Consider the following 16,045-nt stretch of genomic DNA (forward strand, 5'->3'; position numbering starts at 1 on the left):
CCTGACGCTAGCCCTCGCATTTACCCGCCCGGAACCGGCTGGATCGCCGTGTTCCGCCGGATTCCCGCCACTCGTCGCAAACGCCGACCGCCACCGCCGGCCGCCGCGCGACTAGCGCCGGCCCACCTCGGGCACCTGCACCGCCAGGAAAACCAGCTCCCGATTCAGCCGGAAACCGAGGTGCTCGTACAACCGGATCGCGCCGACGTTCGACCCCGCCGCGTGCAGGAACGGCACTTCACCGCGAGCCCGGATCCCCGCGCCGACCGCGCGCACCAGCCGAGCCGCCAACCCCTTGCCCTGGAACGCCGGGTCGGTGCAGACCGCGCTGATCTCCGTCCAGCCGGGCGGGTGGAAGCGTTCACCCGCCATCGCGACCAGCGCCCCCTCGCGGCGAATGCCCAAGTAGGTGCCGAGCGCGATGGTCCGCGGCAGGAACGGCCCAGGCTGGGTGCGGGCGACCAGATCGAGCATCTCCGGCACGTCGGCCTCGGTGAGCCGCACCGCTTCGTCATCGGGCGCCACCGCCAGCCCGGTGCCCTCCAGCTGCACGCCCGGCGTCTCGCCCAGCACCGTCCAGCCCGCGGGCGCGGGCCCCGTCGCCCCGGCGATCACGACCGTGCCACCAGGTCCGGCGAGGTCGGCGACGTCGCGCCACACGTCCTCGTCCGGCCGGTCCGGCAGGCCGACGAACGGCGCGACGTCGGCAGGAAAGCGCCGCACCTGGCCCTTCTGCTCGGCCAGGTGCGCCTGCGGTCCGGTCAGCGCTGCCCACACCGGGTTGTCGAGGGGCGACGAGCTCATGCTGCCTGCCATTTCGTAGTCGGGGCGACACTTCAGAATGCTGCGCCGGCCACGCGGTTTGCCACCCGATCCCACATGCTGAGGCAGGGATTACCCCCGCAGCGCCTCGAACGACGCCTTCAGCGCCGGGTAGTAGTCGTCGAAGGAGGGCCGCACGCTGTCGTCCCGCGCGGCCACCAGCAGGTCCAGGTAGTACTCCCAGCCCGGCCCGATCTCACCGATGCCGTCGGCGCTCCTCAGGTGGTGCACCAGCCTCAGCTCGGTGCCATCCTCCACTTCGGACACCAGCAGCTCGAGCGGCCACCCGCCCGCGTCCTCCATCCCCATCAGCGCGAGCCGCACCGGCGCCTCGCACGCCTCGATCCGCATGTCGACCCACGGCTCGCCCTCCTCGAACACCATCCGGACCCGGATGTTCTTCCCGTCCGTGACCTCCCACGGCCCGAACCACAGCGCCGTGCGGTGCGGCTCCGTCACCTCGGCCCACACGTCCTGCACCGACGCCGCGAATGTGCGCCGCAACACGAGGTCGAACCCGTCCTCGGTGCGCACCAAGTCAGCCATCGCGATCCCCTTCCGCTCCGAACCGCCAGGCTAACCCGGACAATTCCGGCCGGAAACTGACCGTTATGGAGCCTAACGTCGGACTTCCGAGACGTCCGAAAGGAAGCCCGATGTCCTCCGTCGACACCAACCAGCCCCTGGGTACGCCGACCTGGATCGACCTGGCCGTTCCCGACCTCGACCGCGCGCGGTCCTTCTACGGCAGCGTGTTCGCCTGGACCTTCGACGACGGCGACTGCCTCCTGCGCGGCCTGCCGGTCGCCGGCCTCCACCAGGACCCCGACGCCACCTCGGCGTGGCTGGTCCACCTCGCCACCGACGACTGCGCCGCCACCGCCGGCGCCGTCACCTCCGCCGGCGGCAAGCTGCTGCGTCCACCGCACGACGTCGGCACCCGCGGCCGCGCCGCCCTCGCCGTGGACCCCTCCGGTACACCCTTCGGCCTCTGGCAAGGCGCCACCTTCCCCGGCGCCCGCCTGGTGAACGAGCCCGACACCCTGGTGCGCAACGACCTCATCACCCCCACCGCACCGCCCGCCCGGGCCTTCTACCGCACCGTTTTCGCCTTCACCCTCGACGGCAACCCCGATCTCGCCGAAGCCGACTTCACCTTCCTGCGCCGCCCCGACGGCCACGAGGTCGGCGGCATCTTCCACCAGCCCGACGCCCCGGCGTCCTTCTGGGCCACCACGTTCGAAGTCGCCGACGCCGACGCCTCCGCCACGAACGCGCTCAACTCCGGTGGCAAGGTCACCGCGGTCACCGACACCCAGTACGGCCGGATGGCCACCGTCACCGACCCGTTCGGCGCGGAGTTCACCGTGATCGCGCGGCCGTGACCAGCTCGCGGCGGACGTGCCCGGGCACCCACATCTCACCCGCGGGCAGCACCCGGTCCCGCCGCACGAACGCCACCAGCTCGGCCAACCCGCGGTGACCGGTCCCGTCGCGCCAGACCAGTGACCACGGGTAACACAGCACCGGCTCGACCACCGGAATGCGCCGCAGGTCGTGCCGTTCGGGCCACGCGATGCGGATCTTTTCCCCGACGAAGGTGACCAGCGTGCGCGACTCGGCCAGCGTGTCGAGGAGGGCTTCCAGGCCGAAGTCGGGGCCGGTGGGGTCAACGTCCACGCCGAACTCCGCGGACAGCTCGGCGTAGAACCCCTCCCACTCGCTGCCGCGGCGGATGCCCGGCACCCACGCCCGGTGTGCGGCCACCTCGGCCGGCCGCACCTGCTTGCGCCCTGCCAGCGGATGCCCCGGCCCGACCACGATCTGCAGGGGTTCGAGGTAGGCGTACTCGTGCTCCAGGCCCTCCGGGGGCTCACGCAGGTACGTGAACCCGGCGTCGACCGCGCCGGCGCGCAGCTCGCGCAGGGTCTCGGCCGCGCCGCTGGAGGTGAGCATCTCCATCGGCACCTCGCGGTGCTCGCGGTGGAACTCCCGGAACAGCTCGGCCGCCGCCAGCCGCCGCCCGAGCACGTCCACGCGCAGCGGCCGCGTGGCCCGCTGCACCGAGTCCACCGCCTCGGCCACGGCGCTCAGCACGGCCTTGGCGCGGGGCAGGAAGGTCCGGCCGTCCACGGTCAGCGCGGCCCCCGCGGCCACCCGCTCGAACAGCGCGACCCCCAGCTCCGCCTCCAGCCCCGCCACCCGCTTCGACACGGCCTGCTGGCTGATCCCCAGCCGCCCGGCGGCCAGCCGGAACTGCCCCTCCTCCGCGACCGCGACGAACGCCCGGAGTGCCTCGAAGTTCATGCCCCCAGTGTCGCCCCCTCGTCGGCGCGTTCGCCACGACCCGCGCCTGTCCACTTCGGACAGCCCCGAACCCGATTGCGCTCACACCCCCGCGCCCGCTAGACACACACCGTGGACCTCACCGACCTCCCCGGCACCCGCCTCCTGCCCGCGACCCCCGCCGACGCCGCCGAGCTGCTCGTGCTGCAACGCTGCTGCTGGGTCGAGGAGGCGCTGCTCAACAACACCCTCGACATCCCCGCCCTCCACGAGTCCCTGGACGACATCCGCGCCGACCTCACGTCGTGGCACGTCTCCCTCGTCCGCCAGGGCCCTCGCCTGATCGCCGCCGTCCGCGGCCGCCTCACGGGCGACGCCTGGGAAATCGGCCGCCTGATGGTCGCCCCCGACCTCGCCGGCCGCGGTCTGGGCCGCCGCCTCCTCGCCCACGTCGAAACCGCGGCCCCCGCCGAGGCAACCCGCTTCGAACTCTTCACCGGCGCCGCCAGCAAACGCAACATCACCCTGTACGAACGCGCCGGCTACACCCTCACCACCCAGCCCGGCCCCGCCAACGGCCACATCGCGCACGCGGTGTTCCTCGTCAAACCCCGCAGCCGGGGAGACGCTGGGGCCTGACGGGTGGGCGGGCCTTGCCCTGCGTGGGGTCCGCCCAGCCTCACTCACCTGCGCGACTCACCCGGTGTGCAGGTGGCCTGCCCCATGCGCGAAGCCTCACCAACCTGCGCAACTCACCCGGTGTGCAGATGTGCCGCCAACCGGATCCGCAGCCCCCGCACGTCGGCCAGCGCCACCGCGAACGTCTCGGTCGGCCGGTGCCCCACTGTGTTGTTCCAGCGTCCGCAGGGGCCGGTCACGTACGTGAACCCGTTACGCGTCAGCGGAACCGACCAGATCTGCTCACTCCCGCGCCCCGCCCCGCGCGCCTGCCAGAACTGCGGCGTCCCCATCACCTCACCGAGCGCCCCGACGAACGGCGGCACGTCCTCGTCGCGCAGCCCCAGCCCTCGCCCCGCCCACACGCGCGGCAGCTCCGGCTCCCCCTCCCCCGGCCGCAACACGCGCCCGAAGACCACCTCGGCCTCCCCCACCAGAACACTCCAGCCCCCCACCGTGATCCGCAACATGGTCCGACTCGCTTCCTGAGTGCTCGCGCCGAGTGAACCACGCGCCCACCGAACCCGACTGAGCGATCACCGCCTCAGGAATCGAGCCTTCGCTGGCACCTCCACGCCACTCCGGATCCCGCAAAGCCGAAATTCCACCGATTGGGTACTCGGCCGCCCTCAGGACTAAGGAATCAGAACAACCTTCCCCTCCGCCCGCCCACTCGCCAGCAAAAGCTGCGCCTCCGCGGCCGACGCCAAAGGAAACGTCCGAGCCACCCGCACTGACAACACGCCGGACGACGCCAACTCCGCCAAAGTCGCCAAATCACCAGAAGCAAGCCGCGCGAACACCGGAATCACCCCCGGAAACGAGAACTCCGCGATCGACGCCACCCGAACCCCGGGGCGCACCAAGTCCGAAGTGGACGCCACCGCACCGAGCCCCGCGCCATCCAGCACCGCGTCGACGCCGGGCACCACGTCGAGAACCCGAGACACCACCCCCGGCCCATACCGAACCGCCGAAGCACCCAACGATCGCACGTACGCCAGATTCCCGGGAGAGCCGGCCGTCCCGATCACCCGGATCCCGCGCGAGACCGCCAGCTGCACGGCCAGCGAACCGACGCCACCCGCGGCCCCGTGGACCAGCAGCGTCTCTCCCGGTGAGAGCGCCAGCGCGCGCAAGGCCTGCAGCGCCGTCAACCCGCCCAGTGGCAACCCCGCCGCAGCGGCCCACGACATCCCGGAAGGCTTGCGCGCCAACGTGCGCACGTCCGCGGACACCTTTTCCGCGTAAGCGCCGTTGCGGTGGGCGACCGGGCCACGGACGTAACCGATCACCTCGTCCCCGGGCGAGAACTCCGCGGCACCCGGGCCGGCGCGCTCCACGACGCCGGCGACGTCCCACCCCGGCACAGCGGGAAAGTACGTCTCGAACGACGACTCGTCCGCCTGCACACCGAGGTCAGCCGGGTTCAGCGCCGCCGCCTTCACGCGCACCAGCACGCCGTCGACGTTCACGCGCGGGTCCGGCAGCTCCATCACCTCCAGGACCTCCGGCCCGCCGAACCGTTGGTACACCACGGCTTTCACGAGTTGAGATCCGGCACCAGATCCCCGAGGACATCGTGCCGGGTGATCTTCCAGGTACCGTCGATCAGCATGAGCTCGGTGTCGTAGTAGCCCGACTCGATGGGCCGGATCGCCTGGTGCGGCAGGGAACGCACCTCGAACACCACGTACTGGGCCGACAGGTGGGCGCGGTCGCCGTTGACCTCGATGAGGTGGTCGGCCGTGACGTGGTGCCCGGTGCCGCCTTCGGGGTGGGGCAGCATGAGGTGCTCCACCGCGTGCTGCACGCCGGCGCTGCCGATGATGGGGTCGCCGAGGGGCTTGTAGGTGCCGGGGCCGGTGCGGACGTGCACGTGGACCTGGGCGTCCTCGGTGAAGAGGGCGCCCTGGGCGGCGCCGTCGCGGGCGTCGGTGGCGCGGACGTAGCGGGCCAGGACCTCTTGCACTGCGCGTTCGGGAGTCATGGAACTCTGCCTTTCGTTCAGGGAACACCTCCAGCCAACGCCGGCGTGACCTGCGGAACGATGACGACCCGGTCGCCGATCATTACCCTGCAGGTATGGATCGCCTCGAGACGCGCGAGCTCGCCTATTTCGTCGCCGTGGCCGAGGAGCTGCACTTCGCCCGCGCGGCCGAGCGGCTCGGCATCGCCGCGCCGCCGCTGTCCCGCGCGATCGCGCGGCTCGAGAGGCGGCTGGGAGTGCGGTTGTTCGAGCGCACGAGCCGTCGGGTCGACCTCACCGACGCGGGCACGGTGTTCCTCGCCGAAAGCCGGGTGGCACTGGCCGCCGTGGACACCGCCGTGCGCCGGGCGCAGCGTGCGGCACGACCCGCTCGGCTGGTGGTCGCCGTGCGCTCGGGCACGGGTGCGGGCCTGCTGTCCGACGTGCTCGAGACCTACGCCCACCGACCGGGCGCCGTGCCGGTCGAGCTGCTCTTCACCACCGACCAGCCGAAAGCCCTGCGCGAAGGCACCGCCGACGTCGCGCTTTTCTGCGCCTCCGCCGACACCGCCGGGCTCACGACCACCGAGCTCGCCCTCGAAACGCCCGTCGCGCTGCTGCCCGCGTCCCACCAGCTCGCCTCGCGCGCGGCCATCCCGATCGACGAGCTGCGCCGCGTCGACGCCTTCCGCGCGTCGTGCCCGCCCGTTTCGCTCGACGAGATCGTGGACCGCGTCGCCCTCGGTGAGCTCGTGGTGGTGGTCGGGCACAGTGCCGCGAGCCGGGTCGGCGACGCCGTGGTGGCGGTGCCCGTGGTCGGTCAGGCGGGCACCACGCTGGTGCTCGGCCGGGCCGCCGGCAAGCCGTCCGCGGACCTCCGGGCGTTCGAGCGCGCGGCCAGGGACGTCGTCGCGCGCCGGCGGGCGACCGCGTAGCCAAAACCGCCTGACCTGCACGGATACCCATTTCGGGCGAAATCCTTGACTTCAAATTGAGCAAGTGATTTAGTCAATTCACTCTCAGAACGGAGTCACCGATGACCGAAGCGCACCCGAAACCCGGGCTGTCCGAGCAGCTCGTGGCGGGGCTGCTGGAGCTGATCGCCGACGAGCGACTGGCACCGGGCGACAGCCTGCCGACCGTGCGCGTGCTGGCCGAGCGGTTCTCCGTGACCACCCCGACGATCCGCGAAGCACTGCGCCGGTTGCAGACCACCGACGCGGTGCGCATGCGCCACGGCTCGGGCATCTACGTGGGCGACGGAATCCACCGCACGCTCATGCCGAACCCGAACTCCGCGCCGATGAAGGACGAGCTGATCGTGCAGCTCATCGACGCCAGGCTCACGATCGAGCCCGGCATCGCCGCGCTCACCGCGAACAACCGCACCGAGGAAAGCCTGCAGCGCCTGCAGCTCGCCCTCGACACGGCCAAGCGCGACAGCACCGACCACCGCCCGCACCTCAACTTCCACCGCGAGCTCGCGGGTGGTTCGGGCAACCAGGTGCTGTTCGAGGTCGTCGACTCGCTGCTGGCCGCGCGTGGCCGGGAGCAGAAAGCGTTGCGCGCCCTCATCGAGGACCGCCGGCGCGACTACGAGGAGCACCTCGCCATCTACGAGGCCGTGCGCGCGGGCGACGCGGCCGCCGCGGAGCGGCACACCCGCCACCACCTCGCCCAGCTCCGCACCGAAGTGGCCCGCCAGCTGGGTTGGGCCGAATGACCCGGAAAGACACCATGCCGATCGCACCACGTTCACACCGCCTCGCCGATCTCACCTGGCCCGAGATCGACGACCTGCGCCCCCACGCCCCCGTGGCGATCGTGCCGCTCGGCGCCACCGAGCAGCACGGCCACGGTCTCGCGCAGCGCACCGACACCACCCGGGCCGAAGTCGTCGCCGACCTCGTGGCCAAGGAGCTTTCGCCGAAGGTCGTGGTCACGCCGGTGATCCCGGTCGGGGTTTCCGAGCACCACATGGCTTTCCCCGGCACACTCACGCTTTCGCCGGTCACGCTGCAGCAGGTGATCGTGGAGCTCGTCACGAGCCTGCACCGCCACGGCTGGCGCAAGGTCTACGTGCTCACCGGCCACGGCGGCAACAACGCCACGGTCGAGGTCGCCGTGACCCGGCTGCGCACCGACCTGCCCGACCTGCACATCGCGTGGAGCGGCATCACCCCCGTGGTGTCGGACCTCGTGGCCAAGCTGTCCGAGAGCCGCGTCGGGGGCCACTCCAGCGAAATCGAGACGTCACAGGCGATGTTCGCCGACCCGGACCTCGTGCTGCCCGAGCGCCTCACCCCGGGCAGCTCCACCTTCGACGACCTCGACCAGGCGGGCAAGCTCAGCCGCTCGCGGCCGGGGATCCACTTTCCACAGTCCTATCACGACCTGAGCAAGACCGGCACGCTCGGCGACGCCACGAAGTCGTCCGTCGAGATCGGTGCTCGATTGGTCGAAGCGACCGTCGAGCGCATCAGCGGCTTCCTGCAGGAGTTCCTCGACCTGCCGGAACGCCAGTCCACCCCCACCCTCACCCGCATTCCCCAGGAGACGCCATGACCGCCCCGACCCGACGCCGTATCGGAGTGGCCACCCTCGTGCTCGCGGCCGGCCTCACGCTGACCGCCTGCGGTGGCAGCGACGACCAGGCCGCCAACGCGCTCGGTACCGCCACCGCCGGCAAGGTCCACTTCGCCTTCCGCTCCGACGACAAGCCGACGTCGTTCATCGACGGCGGCAAGCCCGCCGGCTTCCTCATCGAGCTCACGCAGGCGATGGCGCAGAAGATGAACCTCACCGCCGACTACACGGCCACCGACTTCGCGAGCATGCTGCCCAACATCCGCAACCACAAGTACGACTCCGCCGCGTTCGGCACGCTCGTCACGCCGCCGCGCCAGGAGGTCACCGACTTCACCACCGCGGTGAATTACGGGCAGGCGCAGCTGATCTCGCGCAAGAGCGCACCACTGGCCACTGTGGACGCTTCGGGCGGCAAGACCATCGCCATCACCCGCGGCAGCGAGCTCATCCCGCTGGTGAAGAAGCGCGTGCCGACGGTCACGGTCAAGGAGTTCCCGAACATCGCGGCCAGCTCCAACGCCCTCACGGCCGGCCAGGTCGACGGCCTGTTCACCGGCGTCGCCACCACCAACGACCTGCTCGAGAAGCACCCGGACTACCAGGCGTCCCCGGCGATCACCAGCGGCATGACCGCGTTCCCGGTGGCGAAGGACAAGCCGGAGCTCAAGAAAGCGCTCGACGACGCGCTCAAGGCCGTGATCGCGGACGGCACGTACACGAAGCTGTTCGACAAGTGGAACCCCAAGGGCGTCGCGATCCCGTCGGACATGCTCAAGGCCTACCCCGGCATGCAGCAGCGCCCCGGCGTGACCGCTGACGGGTCCTGAAAGGACAGTTCCATGGACGGTCTGAAACAAATCTGGGACACGTTCTTCGACCTCGACCTCATCGGCAGCACGCTCCCCACGCTGCTGAAGGAAGGGTTGCTGAACACCCTGTTCCTCACGGTGCTCGCGAGCGCGATCGGTCTCGTGGTGGGCATCTTCCTCGCCAGCGGCCTGATGTCGCGCTTCCGGATCCTGCGCCTGCCGTGCCGCTGGTACGTGGACATCCTGCGCGGCCTGCCCCACATCCTGAGCATCTACCTGATCGGCCAGGGCCTGCCGCTGGCCGGGCTCACGATGTTCGGCAACTGGACCTACGGTTACGCGGCGCTGGCGATCGGGCTCATGGAAGGCGCTTACATGGCGGAGATCTTCCGCTCGGGCTTCCAGAGCGTGGACAAGGGCATCGTGGAAGCTTCGCGCAGCCTGGGCATGTCGCACACGAAGACCATGCGGCTCATCGTGATCCCGATCGGGTTCCGGCGCGTGCTGCCGGCGCTCACCGGCCAGTTCATCCTGGTCATCAAGAGCACCGCGCTCGTGTACCTGCTGGGCCTCGCGGCCGGGCAGCGCGAGATGTTCGCGATCGCGCAGGACACGTCCACCAACAACGCTTCGCTTTCGCCGCTGGTGGCCGCGGGCCTGTTCTACCTCGCGATCACCGTGCCGCTCACCTACGTGGTCAACCGCTGGGACAAGCGGATGCGCGAAGGCCGGCCCGCCGAAGCGACGGCACCCAAGGCCGTGCGCACCGAGGAGGCACTCGTATGACCGCTCGGATCACACAGGCGAGCACCGCGGCGACCGACGCCGCGAGCACCACCGGGACGACCGTCCGCTACGAACACATCGACAAGAGCTTCGGCAACACCCCGGTGCTGCACGACATCGTGCTGGAAGCCCCCGGCGGCACCACCACGTGCATCATCGGCCCGTCGGGTTCCGGCAAGTCGACGCTGCTGCGCTGCACCAACCTGCTGGAGATCCCGTCGGCCGGGCGCATCTTCATCGGCGACCAGGCGATCACCGACAAGGGTGCCGACGTCGACCGCATCCGCACCCGGGTCGGCATGGTGTTCCAGAACTTCCACCTGTTCCCGCACCACACGGTGCTGGACAACGTGACGCTCGCCCAGCAGCAGGTGCTCGGCGTGTCACGCGACGAAGCTGTGGAGACCGCGCGGGCGAACCTCGCCGCGGTCGGGCTCGCGGCGTACGAGAGCCGCCGGCCCTCCCAGCTCTCGGGCGGCCAGCAGCAGCGCGTGGCCATCGCGCGGTCGCTGGCGATGAACCCCGAGGTGATGTTGTTCGACGAAGCGACGTCCGCACTCGACCCCGAGCTCGTGAAAGGCGTGCTCGCCGTGATGCGCGACCTGGCATCGCGAGGCATGACGATGATCGTGGTGACGCACGAGATGCGCTTCGCCCGTGAGGTCGCCGAGCAGGTCGTGTTCCTCGACCACGGGCGGCTCGTGGAAGCCGCCCACCCCACCGAGTTCTTCGAGTCCCCCCGCAGTGACCGGCTCCGGTCCTTCCTCGACGAGGTGCTCTGAATGAGATTCGCCAAGCTCGCCGCTGTCGCCGCGCTTGCGCTCACCGCCACGGCGGTGGTGCCCCAGACGGCGTCCGCGACGCCGTCCGCGCGCAACTACCCCCGGGTTTCGATGGGCTGTACCGCGCACTCGACCACCCTGCCGCCCGGGCAGACGGTCACGCAGACCATCACCTCCGGCGGGCTCGCCCGCGACTACCTGATCCACCTGCCGGCGAACTACCAGCCCGGGCACCCCAAGCCCGTGATCCTGGCCTTCCACGGCCGCAAGGGCGACGGCAGCGACATCGAAGAGTTCTCCGGCATCGACGGCCTCGACACCATCGCCGTGTACCCGGTGGGCGCCAAGGGTGAAGCCGACCAGCGCGCGTGGCAGAGCGCCCCGTACGCCGCGGCCGGAGTCGACGACGTCCGCTTCGTGAGCGACCTGCTCGACCACCTGCAGTCGACGCTGTGCGTGGACCCGCTGCGCATCTTCGCCACCGGCAAGTCCAACGGCGCCGGGTTCGTTTCGCTGCTGGCCTGCCAGCTGCCGATGCGCATCGCCGCCTTCGCCACGATCGCCGGCGCGTTCTACCCGGGCACCACGGTCGGCTGCTCCTCGAGCGTGCCCGCCCCGATCGTCGACTTCCACGGCACGGCCGACCCGACGATCGAGTACAACGGCGGCACCAGCCACAGCGAGCCCATCCCCTACCTCATGGACTGGGCCCAGAACTGGGCGAACCACAACCACTGCGCCGCGACGCCGGTCAGCACCCCGATCGGCTCCGACGTGATCCAGTTCTCGTGGCAGAACTGCGCCGTGAACGCCTCCGTGACCCACTACCGCATCCTCGGCGCCGGCCACACCTGGCCCGGCGAGCTCGTGGACAGCGGCCCGGGTTCGGCCACGCAGACGGTGAAGGCCCAGGACGTGATCTGGAGCTTCTTCACCAGCCACACGCTGGGTTCCGGTTTGTTCCGCTGAGCCCCCGGTGATGTCCGGTCGGGCGCGCAACCGCGCCCGGCCGGGCATTTCTTTTGTCCGGACCATTGTCGCCGGGATCGCTTGCCGGTCAGATCTCTTTGGCTCGTCACACAAGTCGAAGAGGGGACAGTCATGGGTTCGGACTACCAGATGAGACGCCGCCGAGCGCTGCAGGCGTTCGGGGTCACGGGGGCGGCCACGCTGGCGGCGATGTACACCGCCGATCCGGTACTCGGTGCGACGTTGGGCTACGACGAGAAGATCGGCGTCGACCCGGCCACCTACACCGCGCCCATGGGCGTGGCGCAGGACAGCCCCGGCAAAACGACCGCGTTGACCTGGCTGCGGGACAACGCGAGCGCGGTGACCGGCCTGTCGGACAAGGTCTGGTCCCACGCCGAGCTGTCGCTGCGCGAGTGGAACTCCGCGCTCGACTCGGCGGAGCTGCTGCGGCGCAACGGCTTCACGATCGAATGGGGCGCCGGCGGCTTCCCCGCCGCGTTCGTGGCCACCTACGGCTCCGGCAAACCCGTCCTCGGTTTCAACGCCGAATATGACGCGCTACCAGGACTTTCGCAGAAGAGCGGCGTCTCGACGCACGACCCGCTGATCTACAACTACGACGCCTACGGCCCCACCTACGGTGCCGGCCACGGCGACGCCCACAACACCCTCGGCGCCGGCTCGATCGGCGCCGCCATCGCCGTGAGCAAGGCGATGAAGCAGAACGGGCTCGCCGCCACGCTCAAGGTGTTCGGCGCGAGCGGCGAGGAACAGCTCGTCGGCAAGCCGTACAGCGCGAAAGCCGGGCTCTACGAGGGCCTCGACGGGTACCTCGACTGGCACCCGTTCACCGTCACCCGCGCCGACTGGGGCACCACGTCGGCCCTCATGTCGGCCACGTTCACCTTCCTCGGCGCCGCCGGCCACGGCGCGACGCCGCTGGGCAACAAGAGCGGCCTCGACGGCGCGCTGCTGATGGCGACGATGAGCGAGTTCCTGCGCGAGAAGAACGTCGCGGCGTCCGGGCGCTTCCACTACGCCATCATCAACGGCGGCGGCGCCCCCAACGTGACGCCGGACATGTGCTCGATCTGGTTCTTCGTACGCGAAGGCAGCCCGGCTCGCGCGCAGGTGCTCTACGACAAGATCGTGGCGTGCGCCAACGCCGCCGCGCAGGCGAGCCAGACGAAGCTGATCCACAAGTTCCACTCCGGCACGTGGAATTCGCTGGGCAACAAGGTCGCGGCCGAGGTCCTCAACGACAACATGACCAAGATCGGCCCGCCTCGGTTCACCACCGCCGACCACGACCTGGCGAAAGCCCTGCAGCGCTCGCTCGGCAAGCCCGAGATCGGCATGCCCACCGAACTCGTGCCGCTCACCGCACCCGACCCGGTGTTCCTCGGCGGCCCGTCCGTCGACACCGCCGACGTGAGCTGGCGGACCCCGAAGGTCACCGCGCTCATCGCCACGTTCCCGCCGGGCCTGCCCAACCACAACTGGGGTGTCACGGCCACCGCGGCCACCAACATCGGCCACCAGGCCGCGCTCTCCGCCGCGAAATACCTCGCCGCGACGGCCGTCGACCTCATCACCCAGCCCGAGCTGCTCCGGCGCATGCAACAGGAGTTCGCCGACCGCACCCGCGACGCGAACTGGAAGAGCATGATCCCGGACGGCACCCAGCCGCCGATGTACGAACCGCCCGCCGACTTCCTCGCCAAGACGGGGCAGAAGTTCCCGCCGCCGGGGATCACGTGGCCGGTGCCGGAAGTCGTGGCGCAGGAACAACTCGGCACCACGGGCCCGGCGCTCCCGCCGCAAGTCTGACGGTCGCGTCCGGCCCGCACCGGGGCGATGGGCTTCCTGGTGGGTGACGACCACAGCCGTCACGGACTGAGCCGCGGCACCTTCACCGCCGCGGCTCAGTCCGCCATCAGCTCCCGCACCATCGGCGCCACCCGCGTCCCGTACAGCTCGATCGCCCGCAGCACCGAGCCGCGCGGCAAACCGGCCAGCCCGTACTTCAGGTCGAAGCGCGTGGCGCCCAAGGTCTTCATCGACGCGGCGATCTTGCGCGCCACCGTTTCCGGTGAACCCACGTGCCACGCGCCGCGCTCGGAGACCTCCTCCAGGAACTGCTCGCGCGACGGCGGCCGGAACCCGCGTTCGCGCGCGACGCGGGCCAGGACGTCGACGTAGTGCGGGTACAGCTCTTCCAGCGCGCTCTCGTCGGTGTCGGCGATGTGGCCCGGCATGTGCAGCCCGATCGCCTTCTGGGGTTTGTCGAGGCGCCGCTGCACGTCGCGGAACAGGTCCGCGAACGGCTTGAACCGCGAAGCCGGGCCGCCGATGATCGCGAGCATCAGCGACATGCCGTACTTCGCCGTGCGCAGCACGGATTCCGGGCTGCCGCCCACGCCGAGCCACGCCGGGATCGGGCCCGCGTCGGTGTGCGGCACCACCTCCTGCGCGTGCAGCGCGGGCCGCAGCCGGCCCGACCAGGTCACCGGCTTCTCCTCGAGCAGCCGGGAGAACAGGTCCACCTTCTCGTCGAACAGCTCGTCGTAGTCGGCGAGGTCGTAGCCGAACAGCGGGAACGACTCGGTGCTCGACCCGCGGCCCAGGATCACCTCCGCGCGCCCGCGGGAGATCGCGTCGAGGGTCGAGTAGCGCTGGAACACGCGCACGGGGTCGTCGGAGCTGAGCACGGTCACGGCCGAGCCCAGGCGGATGCGCGTGGTGCGCGCCGCCACGGCCGCGAGCACCACGTCGGGCGCCGAGAGCGGCATGTCCACCGTGTGGTGCTCACCGATGCCGAAGAAGTCGAGACCCACGTGGTCGGCGAGCACGCCGTGCTCCACCAGGCCGCGGATGGTCTCGGCGTGGCTGACCGGCGTGCCGCCGTCGTCCGACAGCACGTCCCCGAACGTGTCCAGGCCGAGGGTGACCGAATACTTCGTCATGCCCCGATGTTGTAACCAGCGCAGGAACCGCGCCTGACCACTCGCTGGGTACCCACACGAGGGGACGGCAACGGGCGCACCTGGGGAGGAGAATCGAGGTCATGAGCGAGCAGCGCAACACCGAACTCGGAGACTTCCTGCGTTCGCGCAGGGCGGCGCTGACCCCCACGGAGACGGGCGTGCCGACGTATGGCACCGCGCGGCGCGTGCCGGGGCTGCGGCGCGAGGAGGTCGCGCAGCTCGCCGGCGTGAGCGTGAACTACTACACCCGCATCGAGCAGGGCGAGAGCCACCAGATGTCCGACTCCGTGATGGAGGCCATCGCCAACGCGCTGCGCCTCGACGAGAGCGAGCGGATGCACCTGCTGCGCCTGGCCTGGCCCGCCCAGGTGATGCGGCGGGAGGCAGGTCCCGAGATGGTGCGTGACACGGTTCTCGCGCTGGTCGAGAGCAACATCGACCAGGCGGCGATCATCGTCGGCCGGCGGACCGACCTGCTCGGCGGCAACCGCCTCGGCTTCGCGCTGCTCGGCATCGACCGCGACGCCCGGCCCAACCTGACCAAGCACATGTTCCTCGAACCCACCATGCGCGACCTCATGCCCGATTGGGAGGCCCAGGCCCGCAACGCCGCGTCCTACCTGAGGATGGCCACCGGCGAGCTCACCGACGACCCGAAGTTGGCGGAGCTGATCGGCGACCTGAGCATCCACAGCGCCGAGTTCGCCCGCATCTGGGCCGCGCACCCGGTGGCGGAGTGCCTGCACGCGGTGCGCGAGTACGACCACCCGCTCGTCGGCCGGATGACCCTCAACGAGGAGAGCCTGCGCATGCCCGACGACTCCGGCCAGCGCATCATCTTCTCCGGCGCCGCGCCCGGCTCGCCCTCGGCCGAGCGCCTGAAGCTGCTCGACTCGCTCGTGTCCTGAGCGCTACAGCTCGTCGAACACCAGCACGGTGTGCGTGGAGAGCACGTCGGACATGTTCTGCAGCCGTTCGAAGACGAGGTCGCGCAGGCTGTCCGCGTCGCGCGTGCGCACGAAGAGGATGAGGTCGTTGTCACCCGACACGAGCCCGCCGTGCTCGATCTCGGGGATGCTCTTGAGCGCGGCGCTCACCGTTCGCCAGGAGTTCTGCGTGACCTTGAGGTACACGTAGGCCGCGAGCCCCTGCCCCAGCCGCCGCGGGTCGGTCACGGCCGCGTAGCCGGTGATCACACCTTCGCGGTGCAGCCGCTCCACCCGGGTGTAGCAGCCCGCTCGCGAAATGTGCACGCGTTCGGCCAGCGCGCGCATGGACGCGCGGCCGTCGGTCTTCAGCTCGGCGATGAGTTTGAGGTCGACCTCGTCGAGCCCGGCCGCCATTCGTCCACCCGGCTCGGACATC

19 protein-coding genes are annotated in these 16,045 nt (G+C 70.5%); 11 read left to right on the forward strand and 8 right to left on the reverse strand.

Annotated features, from left to right (window positions below):
* Positions 1 to 111: 111 nt before the first annotated feature.
* Entirely contained in the window at positions 112 to 804 is a 693-nt protein-coding gene (locus VSH64_RS26620) for a GNAT family N-acetyltransferase (protein ID WP_326565424.1), read from the reverse strand.
* Positions 805 to 894: 90 nt separating this feature from the next.
* A complete protein-coding gene (locus VSH64_RS26625; RefSeq protein WP_326565425.1) occupies positions 895 to 1,368 on the reverse strand; it encodes an SRPBCC domain-containing protein in 474 nt (157 codons plus the stop codon).
* 110 nt (positions 1,369 to 1,478) lie between these two features.
* Between VSH64_RS26625 and VSH64_RS26630 the strand changes: the two genes are divergently transcribed.
* Positions 1,479 to 2,207, forward strand: coding sequence for a VOC family protein (locus VSH64_RS26630; RefSeq protein ID WP_326565426.1), 729 nt, complete (start codon positions 1,479 to 1,481; stop codon positions 2,205 to 2,207).
* Here the strand turns inward: VSH64_RS26630 and VSH64_RS26635 are convergent.
* Positions 2,185 to 3,129 carry a LysR family transcriptional regulator gene (locus VSH64_RS26635; RefSeq protein WP_326565427.1) on the reverse strand — a complete coding sequence of 315 codons (945 nt, stop codon included), beginning with the start codon at positions 3,127 to 3,129 and terminating at the stop codon, positions 2,185 to 2,187. The genes VSH64_RS26630 and VSH64_RS26635 overlap by 23 nt on opposite strands.
* 111 nt (positions 3,130 to 3,240) lie before the next feature.
* On the opposite strand from VSH64_RS26635, the gene VSH64_RS26640 reads away from it, so the two are divergent.
* Complete coding sequence (locus VSH64_RS26640; protein ID WP_326565428.1) at positions 3,241 to 3,747, forward strand: GNAT family N-acetyltransferase; 507 nt, start codon at positions 3,241 to 3,243, stop codon at positions 3,745 to 3,747.
* Between the two features lie 113 nt (positions 3,748 to 3,860).
* Here VSH64_RS26640 and VSH64_RS26645 read toward each other — a convergent pair whose 3' ends face one another.
* The 3 genes from VSH64_RS26645 to VSH64_RS26655 form a co-directional block, all read right to left on the reverse strand.
* Positions 3,861 to 4,256, reverse strand: coding sequence for a hypothetical protein (locus VSH64_RS26645; RefSeq protein ID WP_326565429.1), 396 nt, complete (start codon positions 4,254 to 4,256; stop codon positions 3,861 to 3,863).
* Between the two features lie 165 nt (positions 4,257 to 4,421).
* A complete protein-coding gene (locus VSH64_RS26650) occupies positions 4,422 to 5,333 on the reverse strand; it encodes an NADP-dependent oxidoreductase (RefSeq protein WP_326565430.1) in 912 nt (303 codons plus the stop codon).
* Complete coding sequence (locus VSH64_RS26655; RefSeq protein ID WP_326565431.1) at positions 5,330 to 5,776, reverse strand: nuclear transport factor 2 family protein; 447 nt, start codon at positions 5,774 to 5,776, stop codon at positions 5,330 to 5,332. The genes VSH64_RS26650 and VSH64_RS26655 overlap by 4 nt, the downstream gene beginning before the upstream one ends.
* A 95-nt stretch (positions 5,777 to 5,871) precedes the next feature.
* On the opposite strand from VSH64_RS26655, the gene VSH64_RS26660 reads away from it, so the two are divergent.
* The 8 genes from VSH64_RS26660 (at position 5,872) to VSH64_RS26695 (ending at position 13,523) form a co-directional block, all read left to right on the forward strand.
* A complete protein-coding gene (locus tag VSH64_RS26660; RefSeq protein ID WP_326565432.1) occupies positions 5,872 to 6,690 on the forward strand; it encodes a LysR family transcriptional regulator in 819 nt (272 codons plus the stop codon).
* A gap of 101 nt (positions 6,691 to 6,791) precedes the next feature.
* Complete coding sequence (locus VSH64_RS26665) at positions 6,792 to 7,478, forward strand: FadR/GntR family transcriptional regulator (RefSeq protein WP_326565433.1); 687 nt, start codon at positions 6,792 to 6,794, stop codon at positions 7,476 to 7,478.
* Positions 7,475 to 8,320, forward strand: a complete 846-nt coding sequence (locus VSH64_RS26670; RefSeq protein WP_326565434.1) for a creatininase family protein — start codon at positions 7,475 to 7,477, stop codon at positions 8,318 to 8,320. The genes VSH64_RS26665 and VSH64_RS26670 overlap by 4 nt, the downstream gene beginning before the upstream one ends.
* Positions 8,317 to 9,171: an ABC transporter substrate-binding protein gene (locus VSH64_RS26675; protein ID WP_326565435.1), complete on the forward strand. Its 855-nt coding sequence runs from the start codon at positions 8,317 to 8,319 to the stop codon at positions 9,169 to 9,171. Before VSH64_RS26670 ends, VSH64_RS26675 begins: the two co-directional genes overlap by 4 nt.
* A gap of 12 nt (positions 9,172 to 9,183) precedes the next feature.
* Positions 9,184 to 9,939, forward strand: coding sequence for an amino acid ABC transporter permease (locus tag VSH64_RS26680; protein WP_326565436.1), 756 nt, complete (start codon positions 9,184 to 9,186; stop codon positions 9,937 to 9,939).
* Entirely contained in the window at positions 9,936 to 10,721 is a 786-nt protein-coding gene (locus VSH64_RS26685) for an amino acid ABC transporter ATP-binding protein (protein WP_326565437.1), read from the forward strand. Before VSH64_RS26680 ends, VSH64_RS26685 begins: the two co-directional genes overlap by 4 nt.
* Positions 10,722 to 11,690 carry an alpha/beta hydrolase family esterase gene (locus VSH64_RS26690; RefSeq protein ID WP_326565438.1) on the forward strand — a complete coding sequence of 323 codons (969 nt, stop codon included), beginning with the start codon at positions 10,722 to 10,724 and terminating at the stop codon, positions 11,688 to 11,690. It begins immediately after the preceding gene.
* A 132-nt stretch (positions 11,691 to 11,822) separates the two neighbouring features.
* On the forward strand, positions 11,823 to 13,523 hold the full coding sequence (locus tag VSH64_RS26695; RefSeq protein WP_326565439.1) for a zinc-binding metallopeptidase family protein: 1,701 nt from the start codon (positions 11,823 to 11,825) through the stop codon (positions 13,521 to 13,523).
* A 95-nt stretch (positions 13,524 to 13,618) separates the two neighbouring features.
* Here VSH64_RS26695 and VSH64_RS26700 read toward each other — a convergent pair whose 3' ends face one another.
* Complete coding sequence (locus VSH64_RS26700; protein WP_326565440.1) at positions 13,619 to 14,659, reverse strand: Atu2307/SP_0267 family LLM class monooxygenase; 1,041 nt, start codon at positions 14,657 to 14,659, stop codon at positions 13,619 to 13,621.
* Between the two features lie 101 nt (positions 14,660 to 14,760).
* On the opposite strand from VSH64_RS26700, the gene VSH64_RS26705 reads away from it, so the two are divergent.
* Positions 14,761 to 15,588 carry a helix-turn-helix transcriptional regulator gene (locus VSH64_RS26705; RefSeq protein WP_326565441.1) on the forward strand — a complete coding sequence of 276 codons (828 nt, stop codon included), beginning with the start codon at positions 14,761 to 14,763 and terminating at the stop codon, positions 15,586 to 15,588.
* 3 nt (positions 15,589 to 15,591) lie between these two features.
* Here the strand turns inward: VSH64_RS26705 and VSH64_RS26710 are convergent, their stop codons facing one another.
* Complete coding sequence (locus VSH64_RS26710) at positions 15,592 to 16,044, reverse strand: Lrp/AsnC family transcriptional regulator (protein WP_326565442.1); 453 nt, start codon at positions 16,042 to 16,044, stop codon at positions 15,592 to 15,594.
* Between the last annotated feature and the right edge of the window lies 1 nt (position 16,045).

It is taken from the genome of Amycolatopsis rhabdoformis, from assembly GCF_035918295.1.
GTDB classification, from domain to species: domain Bacteria; phylum Actinomycetota; class Actinomycetes; order Mycobacteriales; family Pseudonocardiaceae; genus Amycolatopsis; species Amycolatopsis rhabdoformis.

Excerpts from the sequence above, each read along its gene's own strand:
- VSH64_RS26620 (WP_326565424.1), bottom strand. The coding sequence starts at position 804 with ATGAGCTCGTCGCCCCTCGACAACCCGGTGTGGGCAGCGCTGACCGGA.
- VSH64_RS26660 (WP_326565432.1), top strand. The coding sequence starts at position 5,872 with ATGGATCGCCTCGAGACGCGCGAGCTCGCCTATTTCGTCGCCGTGGCC.
- VSH64_RS26680 (WP_326565436.1), top strand. The coding sequence starts at position 9,184 with ATGGACGGTCTGAAACAAATCTGGGACACGTTCTTCGACCTCGACCTC.
- VSH64_RS26685 (WP_326565437.1), top strand. The coding sequence starts at position 9,936 with ATGACCGCTCGGATCACACAGGCGAGCACCGCGGCGACCGACGCCGCG.
- VSH64_RS26705 (WP_326565441.1), top strand. The coding sequence starts at position 14,761 with ATGAGCGAGCAGCGCAACACCGAACTCGGAGACTTCCTGCGTTCGCGC.
- VSH64_RS26655 (WP_326565431.1), bottom strand. The coding sequence starts at position 5,776 with ATGACTCCCGAACGCGCAGTGCAAGAGGTCCTGGCCCGCTACGTCCGC.
- VSH64_RS26625 (WP_326565425.1), bottom strand. The coding sequence starts at position 1,368 with ATGGCTGACTTGGTGCGCACCGAGGACGGGTTCGACCTCGTGTTGCGG.
- VSH64_RS26665 (WP_326565433.1), top strand. The coding sequence starts at position 6,792 with ATGACCGAAGCGCACCCGAAACCCGGGCTGTCCGAGCAGCTCGTGGCG.
- VSH64_RS26700 (WP_326565440.1), bottom strand. The coding sequence starts at position 14,659 with ATGACGAAGTATTCGGTCACCCTCGGCCTGGACACGTTCGGGGACGTG.
- VSH64_RS26670 (WP_326565434.1), top strand. The coding sequence starts at position 7,475 with ATGACCCGGAAAGACACCATGCCGATCGCACCACGTTCACACCGCCTC.
- VSH64_RS26635 (WP_326565427.1), bottom strand. The coding sequence starts at position 3,129 with ATGAACTTCGAGGCACTCCGGGCGTTCGTCGCGGTCGCGGAGGAGGGG.
- VSH64_RS26675 (WP_326565435.1), top strand. The coding sequence starts at position 8,317 with ATGACCGCCCCGACCCGACGCCGTATCGGAGTGGCCACCCTCGTGCTC.
- VSH64_RS26695 (WP_326565439.1), top strand. The coding sequence starts at position 11,823 with ATGGGTTCGGACTACCAGATGAGACGCCGCCGAGCGCTGCAGGCGTTC.
- VSH64_RS26690 (WP_326565438.1), top strand. The coding sequence starts at position 10,722 with ATGAGATTCGCCAAGCTCGCCGCTGTCGCCGCGCTTGCGCTCACCGCC.
- VSH64_RS26645 (WP_326565429.1), bottom strand. The coding sequence starts at position 4,256 with ATGTTGCGGATCACGGTGGGGGGCTGGAGTGTTCTGGTGGGGGAGGCC.
- VSH64_RS26630 (WP_326565426.1), top strand. The coding sequence starts at position 1,479 with ATGTCCTCCGTCGACACCAACCAGCCCCTGGGTACGCCGACCTGGATC.
- VSH64_RS26710 (WP_326565442.1), bottom strand. The coding sequence starts at position 16,044 with ATGTCCGAGCCGGGTGGACGAATGGCGGCCGGGCTCGACGAGGTCGAC.